The organism is Pantanalinema sp., assembly GCA_036704125.1.
Lineage (GTDB): Bacteria > Cyanobacteriota > Sericytochromatia > S15B-MN24 > UBA4093 > JAGIBK01.
In genome coordinates this window covers 95,875-111,197 of the sequence record DATNQI010000004.1, presented here as the reverse complement: position 1 = coordinate 111,197, position 15,323 = coordinate 95,875, and the positions used below count along the sequence as shown (strand labels likewise).

14 protein-coding genes are annotated in these 15,323 nt (G+C 67.6%); 9 read left to right on the top strand and 5 right to left on the bottom strand.

Going from position 1 to position 15,323, the window contains the following annotated elements; all coding sequences use genetic code 11:
* Nucleotides 1–182 precede the first annotated feature (182 nt).
* Entirely contained in the window at nucleotides 183–1,379 is a 1,197-nt protein-coding gene (locus tag V6D00_00795) for a hypothetical protein (GenBank protein HEY9897692.1), read from the bottom strand.
* 286 nt (nucleotides 1,380–1,665) lie between these two features.
* On the opposite strand from V6D00_00795, the gene V6D00_00790 reads away from it, so the two are divergent.
* On the top strand, nucleotides 1,666–1,878 hold the full coding sequence (locus V6D00_00790; protein HEY9897691.1) for a hypothetical protein: 213 nt from the start codon (nucleotides 1,666–1,668) through the stop codon (nucleotides 1,876–1,878).
* Here V6D00_00790 and V6D00_00785 read toward each other — a convergent pair.
* Nucleotides 1,875–2,927 (bottom strand): aminopeptidase, encoded by a 1,053-nt coding sequence (locus V6D00_00785; GenBank protein HEY9897690.1) that lies wholly within the window; start codon nucleotides 2,925–2,927, stop codon nucleotides 1,875–1,877. The genes V6D00_00790 and V6D00_00785 overlap by 4 nt on opposite strands.
* 161 nt (nucleotides 2,928–3,088) lie before the next feature.
* On the opposite strand from V6D00_00785, the gene V6D00_00780 reads away from it, so the two are divergent.
* From V6D00_00780 to V6D00_00755, 6 genes are all read left to right on the top strand, one after another.
* Nucleotides 3,089–3,502 carry a hypothetical protein gene (locus tag V6D00_00780; GenBank protein HEY9897689.1) on the top strand — a complete coding sequence of 138 codons (414 nt, stop codon included), beginning with the start codon at nucleotides 3,089–3,091 and terminating at the stop codon, nucleotides 3,500–3,502.
* Nucleotides 3,499–5,046 (top strand): glycoside hydrolase family 3 protein, encoded by a 1,548-nt coding sequence (locus V6D00_00775; GenBank protein ID HEY9897688.1) that lies wholly within the window; start codon nucleotides 3,499–3,501, stop codon nucleotides 5,044–5,046. Before V6D00_00780 ends, V6D00_00775 begins: the two co-directional genes overlap by 4 nt.
* Complete coding sequence (locus V6D00_00770; protein ID HEY9897687.1) at nucleotides 5,046–6,302, top strand: sugar ABC transporter substrate-binding protein; 1,257 nt, start codon at nucleotides 5,046–5,048, stop codon at nucleotides 6,300–6,302. The genes V6D00_00775 and V6D00_00770 overlap by 1 nt, the downstream gene beginning before the upstream one ends.
* Entirely contained in the window at nucleotides 6,299–7,195 is an 897-nt protein-coding gene (locus V6D00_00765) for a sugar ABC transporter permease (protein HEY9897686.1), read from the top strand. Before V6D00_00770 ends, V6D00_00765 begins: the two co-directional genes overlap by 4 nt.
* Nucleotides 7,196–7,239: 44 nt before the next feature.
* The gene (locus V6D00_00760) at nucleotides 7,240–8,007 is read left to right on the top strand and encodes a carbohydrate ABC transporter permease (protein ID HEY9897685.1); all 768 of its coding nucleotides are present in this window, start codon (nucleotides 7,240–7,242) and stop codon (nucleotides 8,005–8,007) included.
* A 209-nt stretch (nucleotides 8,008–8,216) separates the two neighbouring features.
* Nucleotides 8,217–9,188: a hypothetical protein gene (locus V6D00_00755; protein ID HEY9897684.1), complete on the top strand. Its 972-nt coding sequence runs from the start codon at nucleotides 8,217–8,219 to the stop codon at nucleotides 9,186–9,188.
* On the opposite strand, the gene V6D00_00750 is transcribed toward V6D00_00755, so the two are convergent.
* From V6D00_00750 to V6D00_00740, 3 genes are all read right to left on the bottom strand, one after another.
* A complete protein-coding gene (locus tag V6D00_00750; GenBank protein ID HEY9897683.1) occupies nucleotides 9,185–9,334 on the bottom strand; it encodes a hypothetical protein in 150 nt (49 codons plus the stop codon). The two genes, V6D00_00755 and V6D00_00750, sit on opposite strands and share 4 nt — an antisense overlap.
* 151 nt (nucleotides 9,335–9,485) lie before the next feature.
* Complete coding sequence (locus V6D00_00745) at nucleotides 9,486–10,172, bottom strand: hypothetical protein (protein HEY9897682.1); 687 nt, start codon at nucleotides 10,170–10,172, stop codon at nucleotides 9,486–9,488.
* A gap of 104 nt (nucleotides 10,173–10,276) precedes the next feature.
* Nucleotides 10,277–12,355 (bottom strand): anhydro-N-acetylmuramic acid kinase, encoded by a 2,079-nt coding sequence (locus V6D00_00740; GenBank protein HEY9897681.1) that lies wholly within the window; start codon nucleotides 12,353–12,355, stop codon nucleotides 10,277–10,279.
* A 101-nt stretch (nucleotides 12,356–12,456) separates the two neighbouring features.
* On the opposite strand from V6D00_00740, the gene V6D00_00735 reads away from it, so the two are divergent.
* Both V6D00_00735 and V6D00_00730 read left to right on the top strand, forming a co-directional pair.
* Nucleotides 12,457–14,316, top strand: coding sequence for a transposase (locus tag V6D00_00735; GenBank protein ID HEY9897680.1), 1,860 nt, complete (start codon nucleotides 12,457–12,459; stop codon nucleotides 14,314–14,316).
* Nucleotides 14,317–14,516: 200 nt separating this feature from the next.
* Nucleotides 14,517–15,272: a DUF4382 domain-containing protein gene (locus tag V6D00_00730; protein HEY9897679.1), complete on the top strand. Its 756-nt coding sequence runs from the start codon at nucleotides 14,517–14,519 to the stop codon at nucleotides 15,270–15,272.
* Nucleotides 15,273–15,323 lie beyond the last annotated feature (51 nt).

The window sequence follows — 15,323 nt, the reverse complement described above, 5'->3', positions numbered from 1 at the left end:
TGGATGCCGTCGGCGACGATGGCCTCCAGGGGCTTGGCGACGGGCTCCATCTCATCGGTCTTTCGTCCGATGACGGCTCCGGCGACGATGGCGGAGATGCCGCCGGAAGAGATGCTCGTGTTGCCCATTGCCTTGCTCCTTAATCGCTCCGATGAGGGGCGCCTGCCTCGTCGAGGCGTCGATTATCCTTTCGAGGCGTCGGCGAACCAGACGTCCTCGGTCACCTTGGACTGGCCATTCTGGGTGAAGCTCGAGCGCATGAGGTCTTCGCCTCGCTCGTTCTGCTGCAGCTTCATGACCACCGAGATCTCCGTGATGCCCAGATCCCGCAGGCTCTTAAGCTCGCCCTGGCCGAGACGGGCATCCCCGTCGTCCACCCAGACCTTGAGGCCGTTCAGCTCGGCTCCGGTCAGCTTGCCGTCCCCGTCCTTGTCGAAGCGCTTCAGCTTCTCATAGCCGTTGTCGAACTTGCCGCCTTGATCCCCGAAGAGCCGGGTGCCGTCGATCTCGCCGTCCGTGTTGAGGGCCTTGGTCGCGCCGCCGTCCGAGTCATCGACGAGCATCCCGTCGCCGTCGCCCTTCATCCACTCGATGTTGTCCTTGGTGCCGTCGCCGTCGATGTCGAACTGGACGGTCTTGCCGATCTCGCCGGTCATGCGCTCCTTGGCGGTCGAGACGCCGGTGGTCCCGAGCTTTCCGTCGCCGTTGAGATCGAGCATGATGGGCGAGACGGTCTTCGAGGCGGTCTGGTAGCACTGCTTGGCGCCCGCGATGTCGCCCGCGCAGAGCTTGTCGTAGGCTTCGCTCAGGTGCATGCCGCCAAAGGGGCCCGCCGCGTTGCGAGGATTGGTGTTGCGCCCGATGCCGTGGAATTTGCCGAACTCCGCCTCGAGGGCGTCCATCTTGTAGCCGGGGATCGCGCGCTGCCTGTCGCTGCCCTTCGCGCCCGGGCCATAGAGGCCGCTGCTCTTCCAGTTGTCGTTCTGGCGGGGGGCTGCCTTGTTGGCGGTGATGGGCGAGGTATCGACCTCGCCCTTGAGGGCCGCATCGCGCTTGCGGTAGATCTGCGCGAGCAAGTCGGAATCGACGTTCGGAGCCGGCGCGCCGCCGAGCAGCGTGTCGAGCCAGCCGCCCTGCTTGGTGTCGTTGGAGGCCGGGGCGGGCGCGGAGAGGCTGCCGAGCTTGAGGTTGCTGTCTTGGCCGATCGGCACGATGTCCTTGTGGTCCGGCACGGCCGGGGCCGAGCGATCCTCGATGGCACCGGCGGCGATCGCCTCGATGGGCTTGGCGACGGGCTCCATCTCTTCGGTCTTACGGCCGATGACCGCCTCGGCGAAGATGGCGTTGATGCCTCCCGAGGAAATGCTGGTGTTTCCCATGCAGACGCTCCTTTCCTCTTCGCTTGTTATGGTCGCAGGCGTGTTAAGGGTTGTCGAATAGTATCAAGCCCTTGTTAAATCTCCATCGTTCTTACGATAAGTGCGCAGCGCGCAAGACAGAAGCAAGGGTTTGTAAAGAAATATTTCGAATCTTTTCACGGCTCCAAACCGTTGCGTTGAGCCGCTTTTACCCACAACGAGCAGGATTCACAAGCAGGCAAGTTTACAAAGGTTTGTGTTTAAATATGAAGTGAACCGGGAAGATACCCTCCAGGAGGATGAATCCATGATCAAGACCGCTTTCAGCTGCCCCTTCTGCCACCGGCCCCTCAAGGCCGACACCGTCAGTGGTGAGGAGTTCTCCTGCGCGGGATGCAACGTCATGGTCGATGTCCTGGACGAGGACCTGAGCATGGTCTCGGTGGCTCCTCACTCGGATGTCTTCTTCATCGCGACCAGCGAGATCCAGGTCGGATCGGCCGTCCCTTCGGTTTTCTAGGACTTCAGCCAGCGATCCAGGTAGGCCTCGGGATCGGGTTGCTTGGCGACCCGGTCCCGAAAAAATTGCACCATGGCCGGCAAGTCCCGCCCCAGGCGCTCGTACACCTTCTCGAAGCGATCCGCGTTGGACTGGTAGGTCAAGAGGGTCATGAGGAAGGCGTTGTTGAGCGTCGCCTTCCCGAACCAGGCATTGTGATCGGTCTCGAAGGGGATCAAGGCGAACTGGGCCCGGGCCTCGGCGAAGACCTTCTCGCGCTCGGCGAGCTTCTCTGCCGGCGTGCGCGACGAGGCGTAGAGCTCGCGCAGCCGAGCGCCGAGCGTCTGCAGGAAGGCCGTGAATTTTCGCTCGTCCCTGACCATGCCCTCCGCGTAGCGGGCCTCCGCCGAATCGGCGCCGTAGCGCTCGCGCATGAAGCCGATTCCTCCCTGGTTTCCCACGAAGGTGGCGAACCCCTCGTTGAAGCTCGCTTCCCCCTTCAGGAAGACCGTCCCGTGCGTCAGCTCGTGGATGATGGTGTTGGCGAGCACCGGCGCCTCGTACTTCAAGAGGGGCGAGTAGAGCGGGTCGGGGATCCAGCCGAGCAGGCTGAAGGCGGCGACGCCGCGCAGGTACGCGTCGAACCCCTTGGCCTCGAGCCCCTCCTTCTCCGCGATCGCCTCGGCGCGATCGAAGAAGCCCTTGTAGGGCACCGCCCCGACCACGGGGAAGTGCCAGAGGTAGGGCTCGAGCTTGTCCTTGGGGGCCCCCGCGACCACGTAGGTGACGGCCGAGCGATCGAGCACGATCACCTGGTCGTAGCTTCCGCTCTGCTTGAGGCCGATGGCCCGGATGGCGTAGGCCTTCGCTTGGCTCACCACGTCGAGTCGCTGCCGCTCTTCGTCGCTCAGGCGCGAGTCGGTGCGCGCGGCGGCCATGGATTCGCGCTGGAAGAGCAAGGAGGCCTGGCCATAGCCTTGCTTGAGAAGATAGCCCGCGCTGCACCCGTTGAGCATGAGGATGGCCCCCGCGATCGCCGCTCCAAATCTCGCCTTTGACCCTGCAAGCATCTGCTTCTCCCCTCGTCGTGCCCCCTCGTCTCGATGCTCATTTTAGACCGAAACCCGCCGGGATGATTTGTCCGAGCCACCGATTGGGTATACTCTTGCTCGGAGAATGGCGTGCCCCATGCGGGGCATGGTGCCGTGAGGCGCGGTGAAGGGGGAACACGTTGACCACGCAGAAAGAAGCCTTCATTGAAGAGATTCAAGCCGGGTTCTTTGGCGACTTCCTGATTTCGAAGTCCCTCATCACCTCGGAGCAACTACGAGCGGGCCTCGCCCTCCAGGAGACCAAGATGCGTCACCTGCGCATCGGCGAGATCATGGTCGAGCTCGGTTGCCTTCCTTTCGACCAGCTCATCCCTTGCCTGCGCGAGTACAAGATCCAGATCCGGCTGGGCGAGCTGCTCGTCTCCAACGGCGAGCTGCGCTACCTGCAGTTGCTGGACGCCCTCGACGAGCAGCGCCGCCACGGCGGCCAGCTGGGCGAGATCCTGGTGCGCCTCGACTTCTGCACCCCCGACGTGGTGGAGGAGGCCCTGGAGCTGCAGCGATCGCTCTCCACGGACGAGCTGCTCGCGTGAGCCTCCCGGCGCTCGGCGACCTGCCGCTCGCCGTCAAGGTCGCCCAGCTCTTCTGCCTGGCCCTTCCCTCGTCGGATGCCGAGGCGTGCGAGAGGGCGTGTGACGACCTCGAGGCCCACGCCTGGGGCGGCTTCATCTTCGACAAGCGACGCGACGACCGTGCCCTCCTGGACCGGTTGCGCGCCGCGGCGCCCATTCCCCTGCTCGTGGCAGCCGACCTCGAGATGGGGGCGGGCCAGCACTTCGACGAGGGCTCGCGCTTCCCTCACGCCATGGCCTTCGGGGCCACGGGCGATCCCGACCTCGCCCGTCGCCTCGGCCGCCTGACGGCGCTGGAGGCCCGGAACGCCGGGGTCAACTGGGTGCTCGCGCCGGTGGCCGACGTGAACAGCAACCCCGACAACCCGATCATCAACGTGCGCAGCTTCGGCGGCGACCCTTCGCGGGTGGCGGCCTTCGTCGCGGCCTTCGTGAGGGGCTGCGAGGAGAACGGCGCGATCGCATGCGCCAAGCACTTCCCCGGCCACGGCGACACCTCCGACGACTCGCACAGCCGCCTTGCGACGGTATGCGCCAGCCCCGCGCGCCTTTCGGCCCTGGAGTGGGTCCCCTTCGAGGCGGCGATCGCAGCCGGAGTGGGGAGCGTCATGTCGGCGCACGTGGCGGTGCCGGCCCTGGATCCCTCGGGTCGCCCGGCCACCCTCTCGGCGCCGATCCTGCAGGGCGGTCTGCGCGGCACCCTGGCTTACGAGGGCCTCGTCGTCTCGGACGCCCTCATCATGGGCGGGGTGACCGGCGCCTTCGGTCCGGAGGAGGCCGCGGTCGAGGCCCTGAAGGCCGGCTGCGACGTGCTCTTGATGCCGCCCGACCCCAAGCGGGCCCTCTCGGCGGTGCTCGGGGCCATCGAGACAGGAGAGCTCGACGAGGCCCGGATCGATCGCTCACTTGCAAGGGTCTTCGCGCTGAAAGAGCGCGTGATCGCGATGATTCCCGGCGTGGACCCGGCGACCCTTCGCCACGAGGCGCAGGCCCTGGCGCGCGAAGTCGCCGAGGGGGCGCTGAGCGTGCTCCAGGCGCGAACCGGAGCCTTGCCGCTCGACCCTGGCCTGGCCTTTCACCTGGTCATCGACGACGACGATGACGCCGAGGCCTTCGCCCCCTGGGTGTCGGCGCTCTCGGCGCGCGCTCTGCCGGCGCCCCGGGTGCTGAAGCGCGAGAGCACCGACGCGGACTTCGAGGCGATCGCCTCGCGCCTGAACCCCGGCCAGCCGGTGCTGTGCGCCGTCTTCAGCACCATCAAGGCCTGGAAGGAGCGCATCGATCTCGCCCCCGCGCACGCGGCCTTCCTCGAGCGCCTCGCGGGGGCGGGGCATGCGGTGGTCGCGCTCAGCTTCTCGAACCCCTACCTCGCGAACCAGCTGCCCGGCGCGGCGGCCTTCGTCTGCGCCTACTCCGACCATCCCGCATCCCAGCAGGCCGCGCTTTCGGGCGTTGCCGGCGAGATCCCGATGCCAGGCCGCCTCCCGGTGGCGCTGGGGGTGTAGTGGCGCGCCTTCATCGCTGCCTGGCGCTCGGGCTCGCGCTGCTCGCGGCCGGATGCATGCCCCCGGACGAGAGGGCCATCCGGTTCGCCACCTGGGGCAGCGTGGACGAGGTGGCGCTGCTCAAGCCCTTGATCGCCGAGTTCGAGCGGACGCACCCCGAGACGCCGGTCGAGCTGGTCCACGTCCCGGACGGCTACTTCCAGAAGCTGCCGGTGATGGTCGCAAGCGGCCAGATGCCCGACGTGGTCTTCCTCAACAACTGGAACTTGCCCGCCTACGCCTCGTCGGACGCCCTGGCGGACCTGGGGCCGCTGCTCGCGAAGGACGCGGATCTTGCGGCCTCGGACTTCTTCGCGCAGGCGCTCGACGCCATGCGCTACCGGGGCAAGCTCCACGCCATCCCACGCGACCTCTCGAACCTGGTGGTCTACGTCAACACCGATCGCCTCGCGGAGGCGGGGCATTCGCTGCCCAAGCCGAGCTGGACCCTCGACGAGATGCGCCGACTCGCCCGGAGCCTCACCCGCGACACGGACGCTGACGGCGCGCTCGATACCTTCGGGATCTCGTTCGACAAGCGCCCCTTGTTCTGGATGCCGTACGTCTGGAGCGCCGGAGGCGACATGTTCAGCGCGGACCTCTCGCGCAGCACCCTGGCCTCTCCCGAGGCGATCGCGGCCTTGCAGGCCTACGCCGACACGCAGCGCGCGCCCCATGCGGCGCCGAACGAGACCCAGACGGGCAACGCCCCCATGGCCCAGCTCTTCGCCCAGGGCAAGCTCGCCATGTTCGTCAGCGGCCGCTGGAGCGTGCCCGGCTTCCGCAAGAACCTGACGTTCGGTTGGGACGTGCTCCCCTTCCCGCGGGGCAAGGCCGGCTCGGTGGTGGACGTGGACGCGTCGGGGTGGGCGATCGCCCGCGAAAGCCGCCACCCCCAAGCGGCCTGGGAGCTGGTGAAGTTCCTCGCCTCGCGCAGGGCGAGCGAGACCTTCGCCGGGGGCGGCCTGATCGTGCCCGCGCGCCGGGACGTGGCCGAGAGCCCCCGCTTCCTTGACGCCGCCCAGGCCCCGAAGGGGGCGCGGGCCTTCGTGGACGCGATCGAGACCGGCCGCCCCATGCGCACGCCGCCGAACTGGAACGAGGTCTCGAACGAGCTCGACCAGCAGCTGGAGCCGCTGTGGGCGGGGCGAGAGGCCGCAGCCCCCGTCCTGAAGCGCGCAGCAGCGCGCATCGACGAATTGCTGGGGCAGCCGTGAGCGCGAAACGAACGGTGCAGCGCCTACTTGGGCCGGACGCGGGCTGGGCCTGGCTGTTCTTGCTGCCCAGCGTCGTCGGGATCGCCGTGTTCAACCTCTTGCCGGTCATAGGGTCGTTCTGGCTGAGCCTCACGCGCTGGAACCTGCTCGGGACGCCGCGCTTCGTGGGGCTTGCGAACTACGCGGACCTCTTCGCGGACAGCCGCTTCTACCGGGTCATGGGGCAGACCCTCGGCTTCGTGGGCCTGACGGTGACCCTGGACGTGGCGCTCGGCCTCTTGCTCGCGGTGGCGCTCAACCGGAAGCTGAGGGGGCGTGGCCTGCTGCGGACGGCCTACTTCTTGCCCTACATCACCTCGATGGTGGCGATCGCGATCGTCTGGGGCTGGCTGTTCGATCCGCGCTTCGGGGCCCTGAACCTGGCGCTCAAGGCCTTCGGCCTGGCCCCGGTCTACTGGCTCTCGGACCCGCGCTGGGCGATGCCCTCGATCGTGCTGGTCACGGTCTGGAAGGGCCTCGGCTACACGATGATGCTGTTCCTCGCGGGGTTGCAGGCCATCCCCGGCCACTACGAGGAGGCCGCCATGCTCGACGGGGCCTCGGCGCCCCAGCGCTTCTTCGGGATCACCCTGCCGCTCTTGTCGCCGACGGTCTTCCTGGTGACCACCGTGTCCTTGATCAACGCCTTCCAGGCCTTCGACGCGGTGTACATGCTCACGGGCGGCGGCCCCATGAACCAGACGAACGTCATCGTCTACTGGCTCTACCAGAACGCCTTCACCTACTTCAACATGGGCAAGGCGTCGGCGATCGCCTACGTCCTCTTCGCCGTGATCCTCGCCATCACGCTGGTCCAGTGGGGGCTGCGCAAGCGCTGGGTGGTGTACGAATGAAGAAAACACTTGCTTACTTGGTCCTGTTCGCGGGAGCGGCCTCAATGGCCCTGCCCTTCGTCCTGATGGTCGCGACCTCGCTGATGACGAACGCCCAGGCCATGGCCTACCCGCCGCGCCTGTGGCCCGCCCCCGTCGCCTGGGAGAACTACGCCAGGGCCCTCACCGCCACCCCCCTGTGGCGGTACTTCCTGAACAGCGCGCTCGTCTCGGTCACCACGGTCCTGGGGCAGGTCGTCACCGGCGCCATGGCGGCCTACGCCTTCGCGCGCCTGAACTTCAGGGGGCGCGACGCCCTGTTCCTCGTGTTCCTCGCGACCATGATGGTGCCGCCGCAGGTCAACGTGGTGCCCCTCTTCGGGCTGATGTGCCGGCTGGGGTGGGTGAACACCTACTGGGCCCTCATCGTGCCGGGGCTGTTCGGGGCCTTCGGGGTCTTCCTCTTGCGCCAGTGGTTCCTGAGTTTCCCGGCCGAGCTCGAGGAGGCCGCGAAGCTGGACGGCTGCACGCCGTGGGGCACCTTCTGGCGGATCGCCTTCCCGACGGCGGTGCCCGCGATCGCGACGCTTGCCATCTTCGCGTTCATCGCCAGCTGGAACTCGTTCTTCTGGCCGCTGGTCGTGACCAACTCGGACGCCATGCGGACCCTGCCGGTGGGACTTGCCGCCTACCGCGCCTCGTTCCGGGAGATCACCGACTGGGGCACCCTGATGGCGGCCACCACGCTCGCGATCCTGCCTGCCATCGGGGTCTTCCTCGCGGGGCAGCGCTACTTCATCCAAGGGATGCTCGCCGGTAGCCTCAAGGACTGAGCATATCTTGCCTGAATCGAACGTCTGCCTGGTCCTCCCCGCCCCCCGGTGGGGCGGGGAAACAAGCGAACGCTTCGTTTCACATCGATCTGCTTAGCCCCCACGCTCCTTTCCGCTCGCGCCCGATCTCAAGCGAGCCGGGAGGTCAGATGAAGGCTCCTTTCGGGCATATAGAACCTACGCTCGTTTTTCGCCGACAGGGGGAAGCCATGGGGAAAGCCGTCAACAACGCCAGCAACTCGCCATCCGTCTCCGCTGCGCGCCCGCGGGCAAAGACGGAAGCCCCCGCCCCCCAGCCCGAAACGCTCGCGCTGACTAGCGATGCGCTGGCGCTTTCCTCGCGCGCCGCGAGCGAGGCGAACGCAGGCGATGCGATCGCCGATGAGATCGTCAAGCTCGCCCTGGTCCCGGGCGTGGAGCGCACGCAGGCCTCGCTCGTCGATGGTCTCCCCGATATCGGGGGCTCGGCCCCCTTCAAGCGCCCCCCGCTCAGCATCGAGCACGTCCGTTTCGCCGACCTCTCCGGTGGCGGGAGGGAGTACACGGTCTCGCCCGGCCAGCGCTACGCGCCGCTGCCGCCCATCGGGGTGAACCCGGTGACCGGCGAGCGCGACGTCGCCCTGCGGGAGATGGCCTTCTGGGTGGCCGGCGGCGGCTACGAGGTGCAGCTCAAGATCGACGGCAGCGGCCAGCTCGGCTTCGACCGGATCCTCAAGGACGGAAAAGACGTCACGGACATCGCCAAGGACGCCCTCAAGGCGAAGTTCGAGGAAGATCCGGTCCTGGTGGGGGCCCTCGCCTCAGTCGCCGTGGCGGGAGCCGCTTACTATCTCCATGACCGGGCGGGTCGCACGGGCAAGCCCATCTCGTTCAACGCGGCGAGCGGCACCCTGTTCGAGAGCGACACCCTGAAGGTGAGAGGCCGCTTCGACGCGGAGCTGACCGGCGACAAGTCCGTCGTGCGCCCGCATGCTGCGGGGCTGCGGCTCGACTACACTTCGCCCGAAGGCGACCTGACCGCCTTCGCCGAGGAGCGCTACCGCTTCCAGGACAAGGGCCTCGAGACGAGCCTCGGGGTGGACTACCGCATCAACAAGGATTCGAGTCTCACGGCCCGCGCCTTCCACGACAGCAAGACCGGCCAGAGCGGCGGGGCCATCGAGTACAACGCTCGCTTTTAGCCGCCGTTCGCTGGACTCCACCAGATCTCGCAGGTCCCGCACAGCCACCAGCCCTCCTTGAGGTTGATGCCGCGCTTGAGGCGCTCGAACTGGCATGCCGGGCAGCAGGCAGTCTCGATGAAGTACTGGGCTTGCGCTTGGGTCATGGCTTGATGCTGCATGCCACCATGACGCAATAGAACCGACCAAACGTCAAGGGGTCTCAAGGCCGATCGTCCCGGACCCGCCGGGCATTGCCCACCGCGGCAAGACTCCGGATGGTTCGGCTGGGGCGGTTCCCACTTGCGCGAGGCCCGATCAGAAGCTCAGCGCGAAGCCGAGATTGGGATTGAACGACCAGATGGTGCCGGCGGCGCCGTTAGCCCAGAGGACGGCGGGCGAGACGTCGAACGTCAGGCGCTTCGAGACCGGGAAATTCAGGCTGACACGGATGCCGCCGTTGGCGAAGCCGCCGATCGGGTAGTTGACGAACTGCTCCTCGTAGAGGCTCAGGCCGTCCATGGGCAGGGTGAAGTTGAGGTTGCCCGCCGCGAGGTTGGTCCCGCTCGAGAGCCCCTTGGCGTAGCCGAAATTGACGCCGCTCGTCACCGGGCCGCAGCCCCAGTCCACCAGGCCCGTCACTCCCGGCAGGGCTTCGCTGGTGGAGTTGATGCCCGGGATGAGGGTGCCGAGCGCCACCCCGGTCTTCAGGGAATCCCTGCCAAGTGGGAGCGACGCTTTTAGCCACGGGTAGACCGACTCGAGCGAAGTCCGGTTCGTCGCACCGAGGTCCGAGACATTCAGGCCGGTGCCGACGCCGAACTCGAGGCCCTCAGCGAGGCACGTGACCACGCTGACGACCGGCACGGCCAGGGAGTTGGGGCTGACGAAGTTGATGCGGCAATCGAGAAGGGCGGTGCCCCTCGTGAGGGGCACCGCACCGATGCCGTCGGAGGCGCCGTAGCCGGTGACCGCGCTCGCGTAAGCAGGCGTTGCCGGCAGCATGGCAAGCAAAATGGCGCCGATTCTTTTCATCCGGGAACCTCCGAGGGTGCGAATCGCGCGCCCGCTGGTGAGAAGGATCAGAGGGTGACGACCGGACGAGGCCCTCAGGCGAGCGGATCGCCAATAACGGCGCGCAGCCGACCTCTTGCGTCCTCGAGGCGCGCGCGGGCTTCGGATGCCCCCAGCCCCGCACGGGCCATCACGACCGCGGTCTTGACCTGGCCGCCGGCTGCTTCGAGGAGGACCTCGGCCCGCGCGGCGCTCACCCGCCCCAGCTCCTGCACCAGGCCGAGGGCCCGGCGGGTGAGCTTGGCGTTGGAGACCCGGACATCGACCATGCGGTTGCCGTAGACCTTGCCGAGTCGCACCATGGCGGCCGTCGAGACCATGTTGAGGGCGAGCTTGGTGACGGTCCCTGCCTTGAGGCGGGTCGAGCCGGCCAGCACTTCGGGCCCCACCGGCAGCTCCACCAGCTCGTCGACGTACGAAGGGCGCTCCGCGAGGCGATTGCAGGCGATGAGGCCCGTGCCCGCACCCTGCTCGCGCGCGTAGGCCAGCGCGCCGTGGACGTAGGGGGTGCGGCCGCTCGCGGCGATCCCCACCACCACGTCCAGGGCGTTCAGGCCGCGGCTCGCGAGATCCCTGGCGCCGGCCTCGCGGTCGTCCTCGGCCCCTTCGACCGCGTTGCGCAGGGCGAAGTCGCCGCCGGCGATGAGGCCCTGAACCCGCTCGGGCTCGGTCGAGAAGGTCGGCGGGCACTCGGAGGCGTCCAGTACCCCCAGGCGCCCGCTGGTGCCGGCCCCCACGTAGAACAAGCGGCCTCCCTGAGCAAGCGCGCCTTCCACTCGCTCGACGAGCGTCGAGAGCTGGGGCAGGGCAGCGGCGATCGCCTCGATGCAGCGCTCGTCCTCCCGGTTCATGACCTCCAGGATCTCGGGGATGGCCATGAGGTCCAGGTCCCGGCTCAGGGGGTTGGGGCTCTCGGTGCCGGCTTCGGGTGCCGACGCGGCTCGAAGCCTGACGCCCGCGAAGTTGCGGCCGGGGGCGATCTTGCCGAGGACCAGAGGGGCGTTCGCTCCGGTGGCGTCGGGGGCATGGTTGAAGAGGCCTCTGGCTGCCTGGTAGGCGAAGAGGGCGAAGGCGAGGGCCTCCTTGGCGTCGCCCGAGACGCCACGCGAATCGAGCGGCACGACGCTCACCGGGGAAAGGGCCTCTTCGAGGAAGCCCATCATGACGGGGTTGCGCGCGCCGCCTCCGCTCACGAGGATCTCGGCGGGCCGCAGGGAGGGCGGGGCGAAGGCGCGCAGGGCCTGGGCCACGCTGTGGGCGGTGAGGGCGGTGGCCGTCGTCACCAGATCGGGCGCGCTCACCCCCGCGGCCAAGCCCTCGTCGTAGCGCGCGTCGGCGTAGGCGTGGCCGAAGTCCTCGCGCCCGGTGGACCTGGGGGGCTGGCGCAGGAAGAAGGGGTGCTGCAGCCAGTGGTCGAGCAGCCCGGGGCGGACCCGGCCAGAGCGTGCGATCCGGCCCTCGGCGTCGTAGCGCTGGGCGCCTCCGGTCATGCGCTGGACGAAGCGATCGACGACCATGTTGGCGGGGCCCGTGTCGAAGGCCATGAGGCGATCGCCGCCGGGACTCATCAGGGTCACGTTGGCGATGCCGCCCAGGTTGAGCAGGGCGATCGCACGATCGCTTCTCGCGAACAGCGTCCGGTCCGCGTAGGGCACCAGGGGCGCGCCCTGGCCGAGCGCTGCCATGTCGGCCATCCGGAAGTCGCTGATGGTGGTGATGCCCGTGCGCACGGCGATGAACGAGCCGTCGCCGAGCTGCATGGTCGAGGGGTGGGGCCCGTGGGGCAGGTGGTAGATCGTCTGACCGTGCGAGCCGACGAGGTCCACCGCCTCGGGCGCGACGCCCGTCTCGAAAAGCAGGCGCAGGACGGCGTCCGCGAAGAAGGCGCCGAGCTCGGCGTCGAGGGCGCACAGGGCGTCGACCCGGCTGGTCTCGGGGCGCATCTGCGCAAGCACCCGGGCCACGAGGGCCTCGGGGAGGGGGTAGGTCTCGAAGGCCTCGACCTCGAAGAGGACGCGGCCCGCCACCGAGGAGAAGCGGACCATGCAGACGTCCACGCCGTCGAGGGAGGTGCCTGACATCAGGCCGATCACGCGCATCATGCCGACGATCATAACACCCGGCGGCCATGACTTGAGAACGAACGTGACGCAAGAACCCGAGCGAGGGTGCTATAATCGGAGCGACGCCCCCTCGGTTGCGTGAGGATCCCTCGGTGGCCCGGACGATCACCCTCGAACTGCACGCCCCGACGCTTGCCAAGCAGCAGGCGTTCCGGCAGATGCAGGTCGAGTTCAACCGGATCGCCAACGAGCTGGCCGTCGCCATGGTCCGGGGATCGCTGGATGCGATGGAGACGGTCTCGCCGACCCCCGCCCTGGCCCGCAGCGCCTTCGAGCTTCTGGAACGCGGCGCCTTCGAGGCCATCGAGCGCCTCTTCCCCTCGGGCCTCGACCACCCCCTGACCCGCATGATCCAGGGCCAGCTCAAGGCCGCCAAGTCGCGCACCGAGCGATCGCCCCTTCCCAGGTTCAAGCCCTACGCCCCGGTCGTCTTCGGCGACCAGGACTGGCAGCTCACCTGCACCGAGGGGCGCTGGAAGCTCACCATCCCGGTGCTCGGCCACCCCATCACCGTGCCGGTGCTCGTGCCCATGGCCCAGACCGAGGCCCTGCAGCGCCTGATGCACGCGGGCATCCCCCTGGAGGGGCGCCTTTACCAGCGGCGCGGGCGCTGGTTCTTCGCGGCGACCTACCTCAACGACGTGCCGGTGCCTGACGCGAGCCACGCGGTGGTGGGCGTCGATCTCGGCCGCAGGCACCGCGCGGTGGCCGTGGCCCCCGGCTCCAACCGCCGCCTCTTCCTCTCGGGCAGGGCCCACGAGCACCGCCTGAGGCGCTACGACAAGGTGATCGAGCGCCTCGAAGCGGGCGGCAACCGCCGCGCCCTGCGCCACGTCGTGGCCAAGCGCGAGCGCTACACGGTCCACGCCGATCGCACCCTCGCCAATGCCCTGGTGGCCTTCGCCTCGCGCGACAAGGGTGCCCTCATCAAGTTCGAGACCTTTGCCTCGCCCCCCCCTTTACTCCCTCCCCAAACGACTCCGGGTTCCGCCCGCGAGATCGACGCCTACCGCCGCATCCAGCGGCTGGTCTCCCGCAAAGCCGAGCTTCGCGGGATCCCGGTCATGGCGGTCAACGGCTTCGAGTCCTCGCAGCGGTGCTATGCCTGCGGGGTCGTTCAACCGGGCAACAGGCGCGGCCGCGCCTACCGGTGCGCGTGCGGCTACCACGCCCACGCGGACCTCAACGCGGCCCGCAACATCGCCCAAACCGCGATCTGGTCGGAGACGATCCGGTTCGCAGGCGTCGGGTACAACCCCGGCGCCCAGGCCGACGGCACGGCTGCAGCTCAGGTGGTCGATCTGATCAAGGGACAGGCCGACCGCATGAGAAGCGCGCTCACCTCGCTTGGCGAGGCGGTCTCGCATGCCACCCTCCCCACCTCTCCAACCCTTGGTGTCAACGCATCAACAAGTACATACCAGATGGAGGGTATTGAAATGGCTAGCTTGGTCAAAGATCTCACGGAGTCCAGCACGAAGTTCGTCACCGGGAGCCTCGACAACCTGAAGACGTACGTCGATCGCACCTCGGAAGAGATGAGCCGCGTCGATATCGTCGGCGTGACCCGCCGCGTTCTCGACACGGCGATCGACAACACGAAGAAGGTCGTCAAGCTGAGCGCCGAGCCCAACGGGCTCGACTTCTTCGGCAAGGCCAAGGCCGTCGCCGACGGCAGCCTCGAAGCCGCCAAGGAAGTCGTCAACACGATTTCCGAAGAGGGCAAGAAGGCTGACTTCATCGGCGTCAGCACCCGCATGACGATGGAGGGCATCGCGTCCCTTCGCAACCAGGTGGACCTGACCTTGGAAACCACCAAGACCGTCACCAACCGCCTGATGCCGCTCGCCACGAGCACGAAGCCGGTCGCCACCCGCGCACCCCAGGTGACCCGGGTCGAGATCGAAACCGAAAAGCCCGCCGCTCCTACGAGCAGCAAGGCTTCCAAGTAGTCCCTTTCAAGGGAAGGGGGGCGGCGCTTTCGCGCCGCCCCCTTCGTTTTGCCCCCCAGAGGTCGCCTCACCTTGCAGCCCGAGCCGCGAATAGGCCAAATGGCGTACCTGCGATCGCGGAAATGGCGGTTGTTCGGCTTTTTGGGCGATGCTATAAGAGTTGCAGCGAGGGATTCGCGCCACTTTCAAAGGAGGATGCAATGTTGAAGCGGCTTTTCGGCCTCACTCTTGCCGGTTCCATCGTGATCGTCGCTGGATGCACGAGCCTGCCTGGAACGTCTGGCGCTCCTGAGAGCAGCGCGACCGGGACGATGAACTTCGGCTTCGCCGGCGAGGGGTACACGGTTCAGGCTGCGAACGATGCGGCCAACAACAAGCCTGCCACGGGCAACTTCGCGGCGACCGAGCTGACCTTCAACACCATTCTCTTCAAGCCGACGAAGATCGAGCTGCACTACGCCGGCGAGCTCGCCGATGCGCAGAAGCAGCAAGCGCCTGCCGATATCACGGGAACGTCGGCGGATCAGAGCGAGGTGAACGCCTCTGATGCCGGTGACACCGAAGCCACGGCGGAGGACGGCAAGTGGATCGTCCTCCCGGTCGAGAACGCGAACGCCATCGACCTGGCCAAGCTGGCGGCCAATTCGGTATCGTTCGGTGAGGATCCCCTGAAAGCGGGCAAGTACGACCAGATCCGCCTGACCGGTGGCGGCTCCTACGACGCGGTGGATGCAAGCGCCTCCGTGAAGACCGGCGAGTACTTCCTGCCCTCCGGGCGCCTTTACATCAAGCAAGGCTTCGAGATCCGGGAGGGCTACAAGACGGACCTGAAGTTCGCCTTCAATGCGAAGCAATCGATGGTGAGCGCGGGCAGCAAGGTCATCCTCAAGCCCAACGCCGTCAAGGTCTACGCGGATTACAGCAAGGTCGAAACCGCCACGGCTTCCGCCCAGTAACGCCCAGTCGAACGCCCTCGCGTGTGCGCGAGGGCGTTCGACTATTGATTG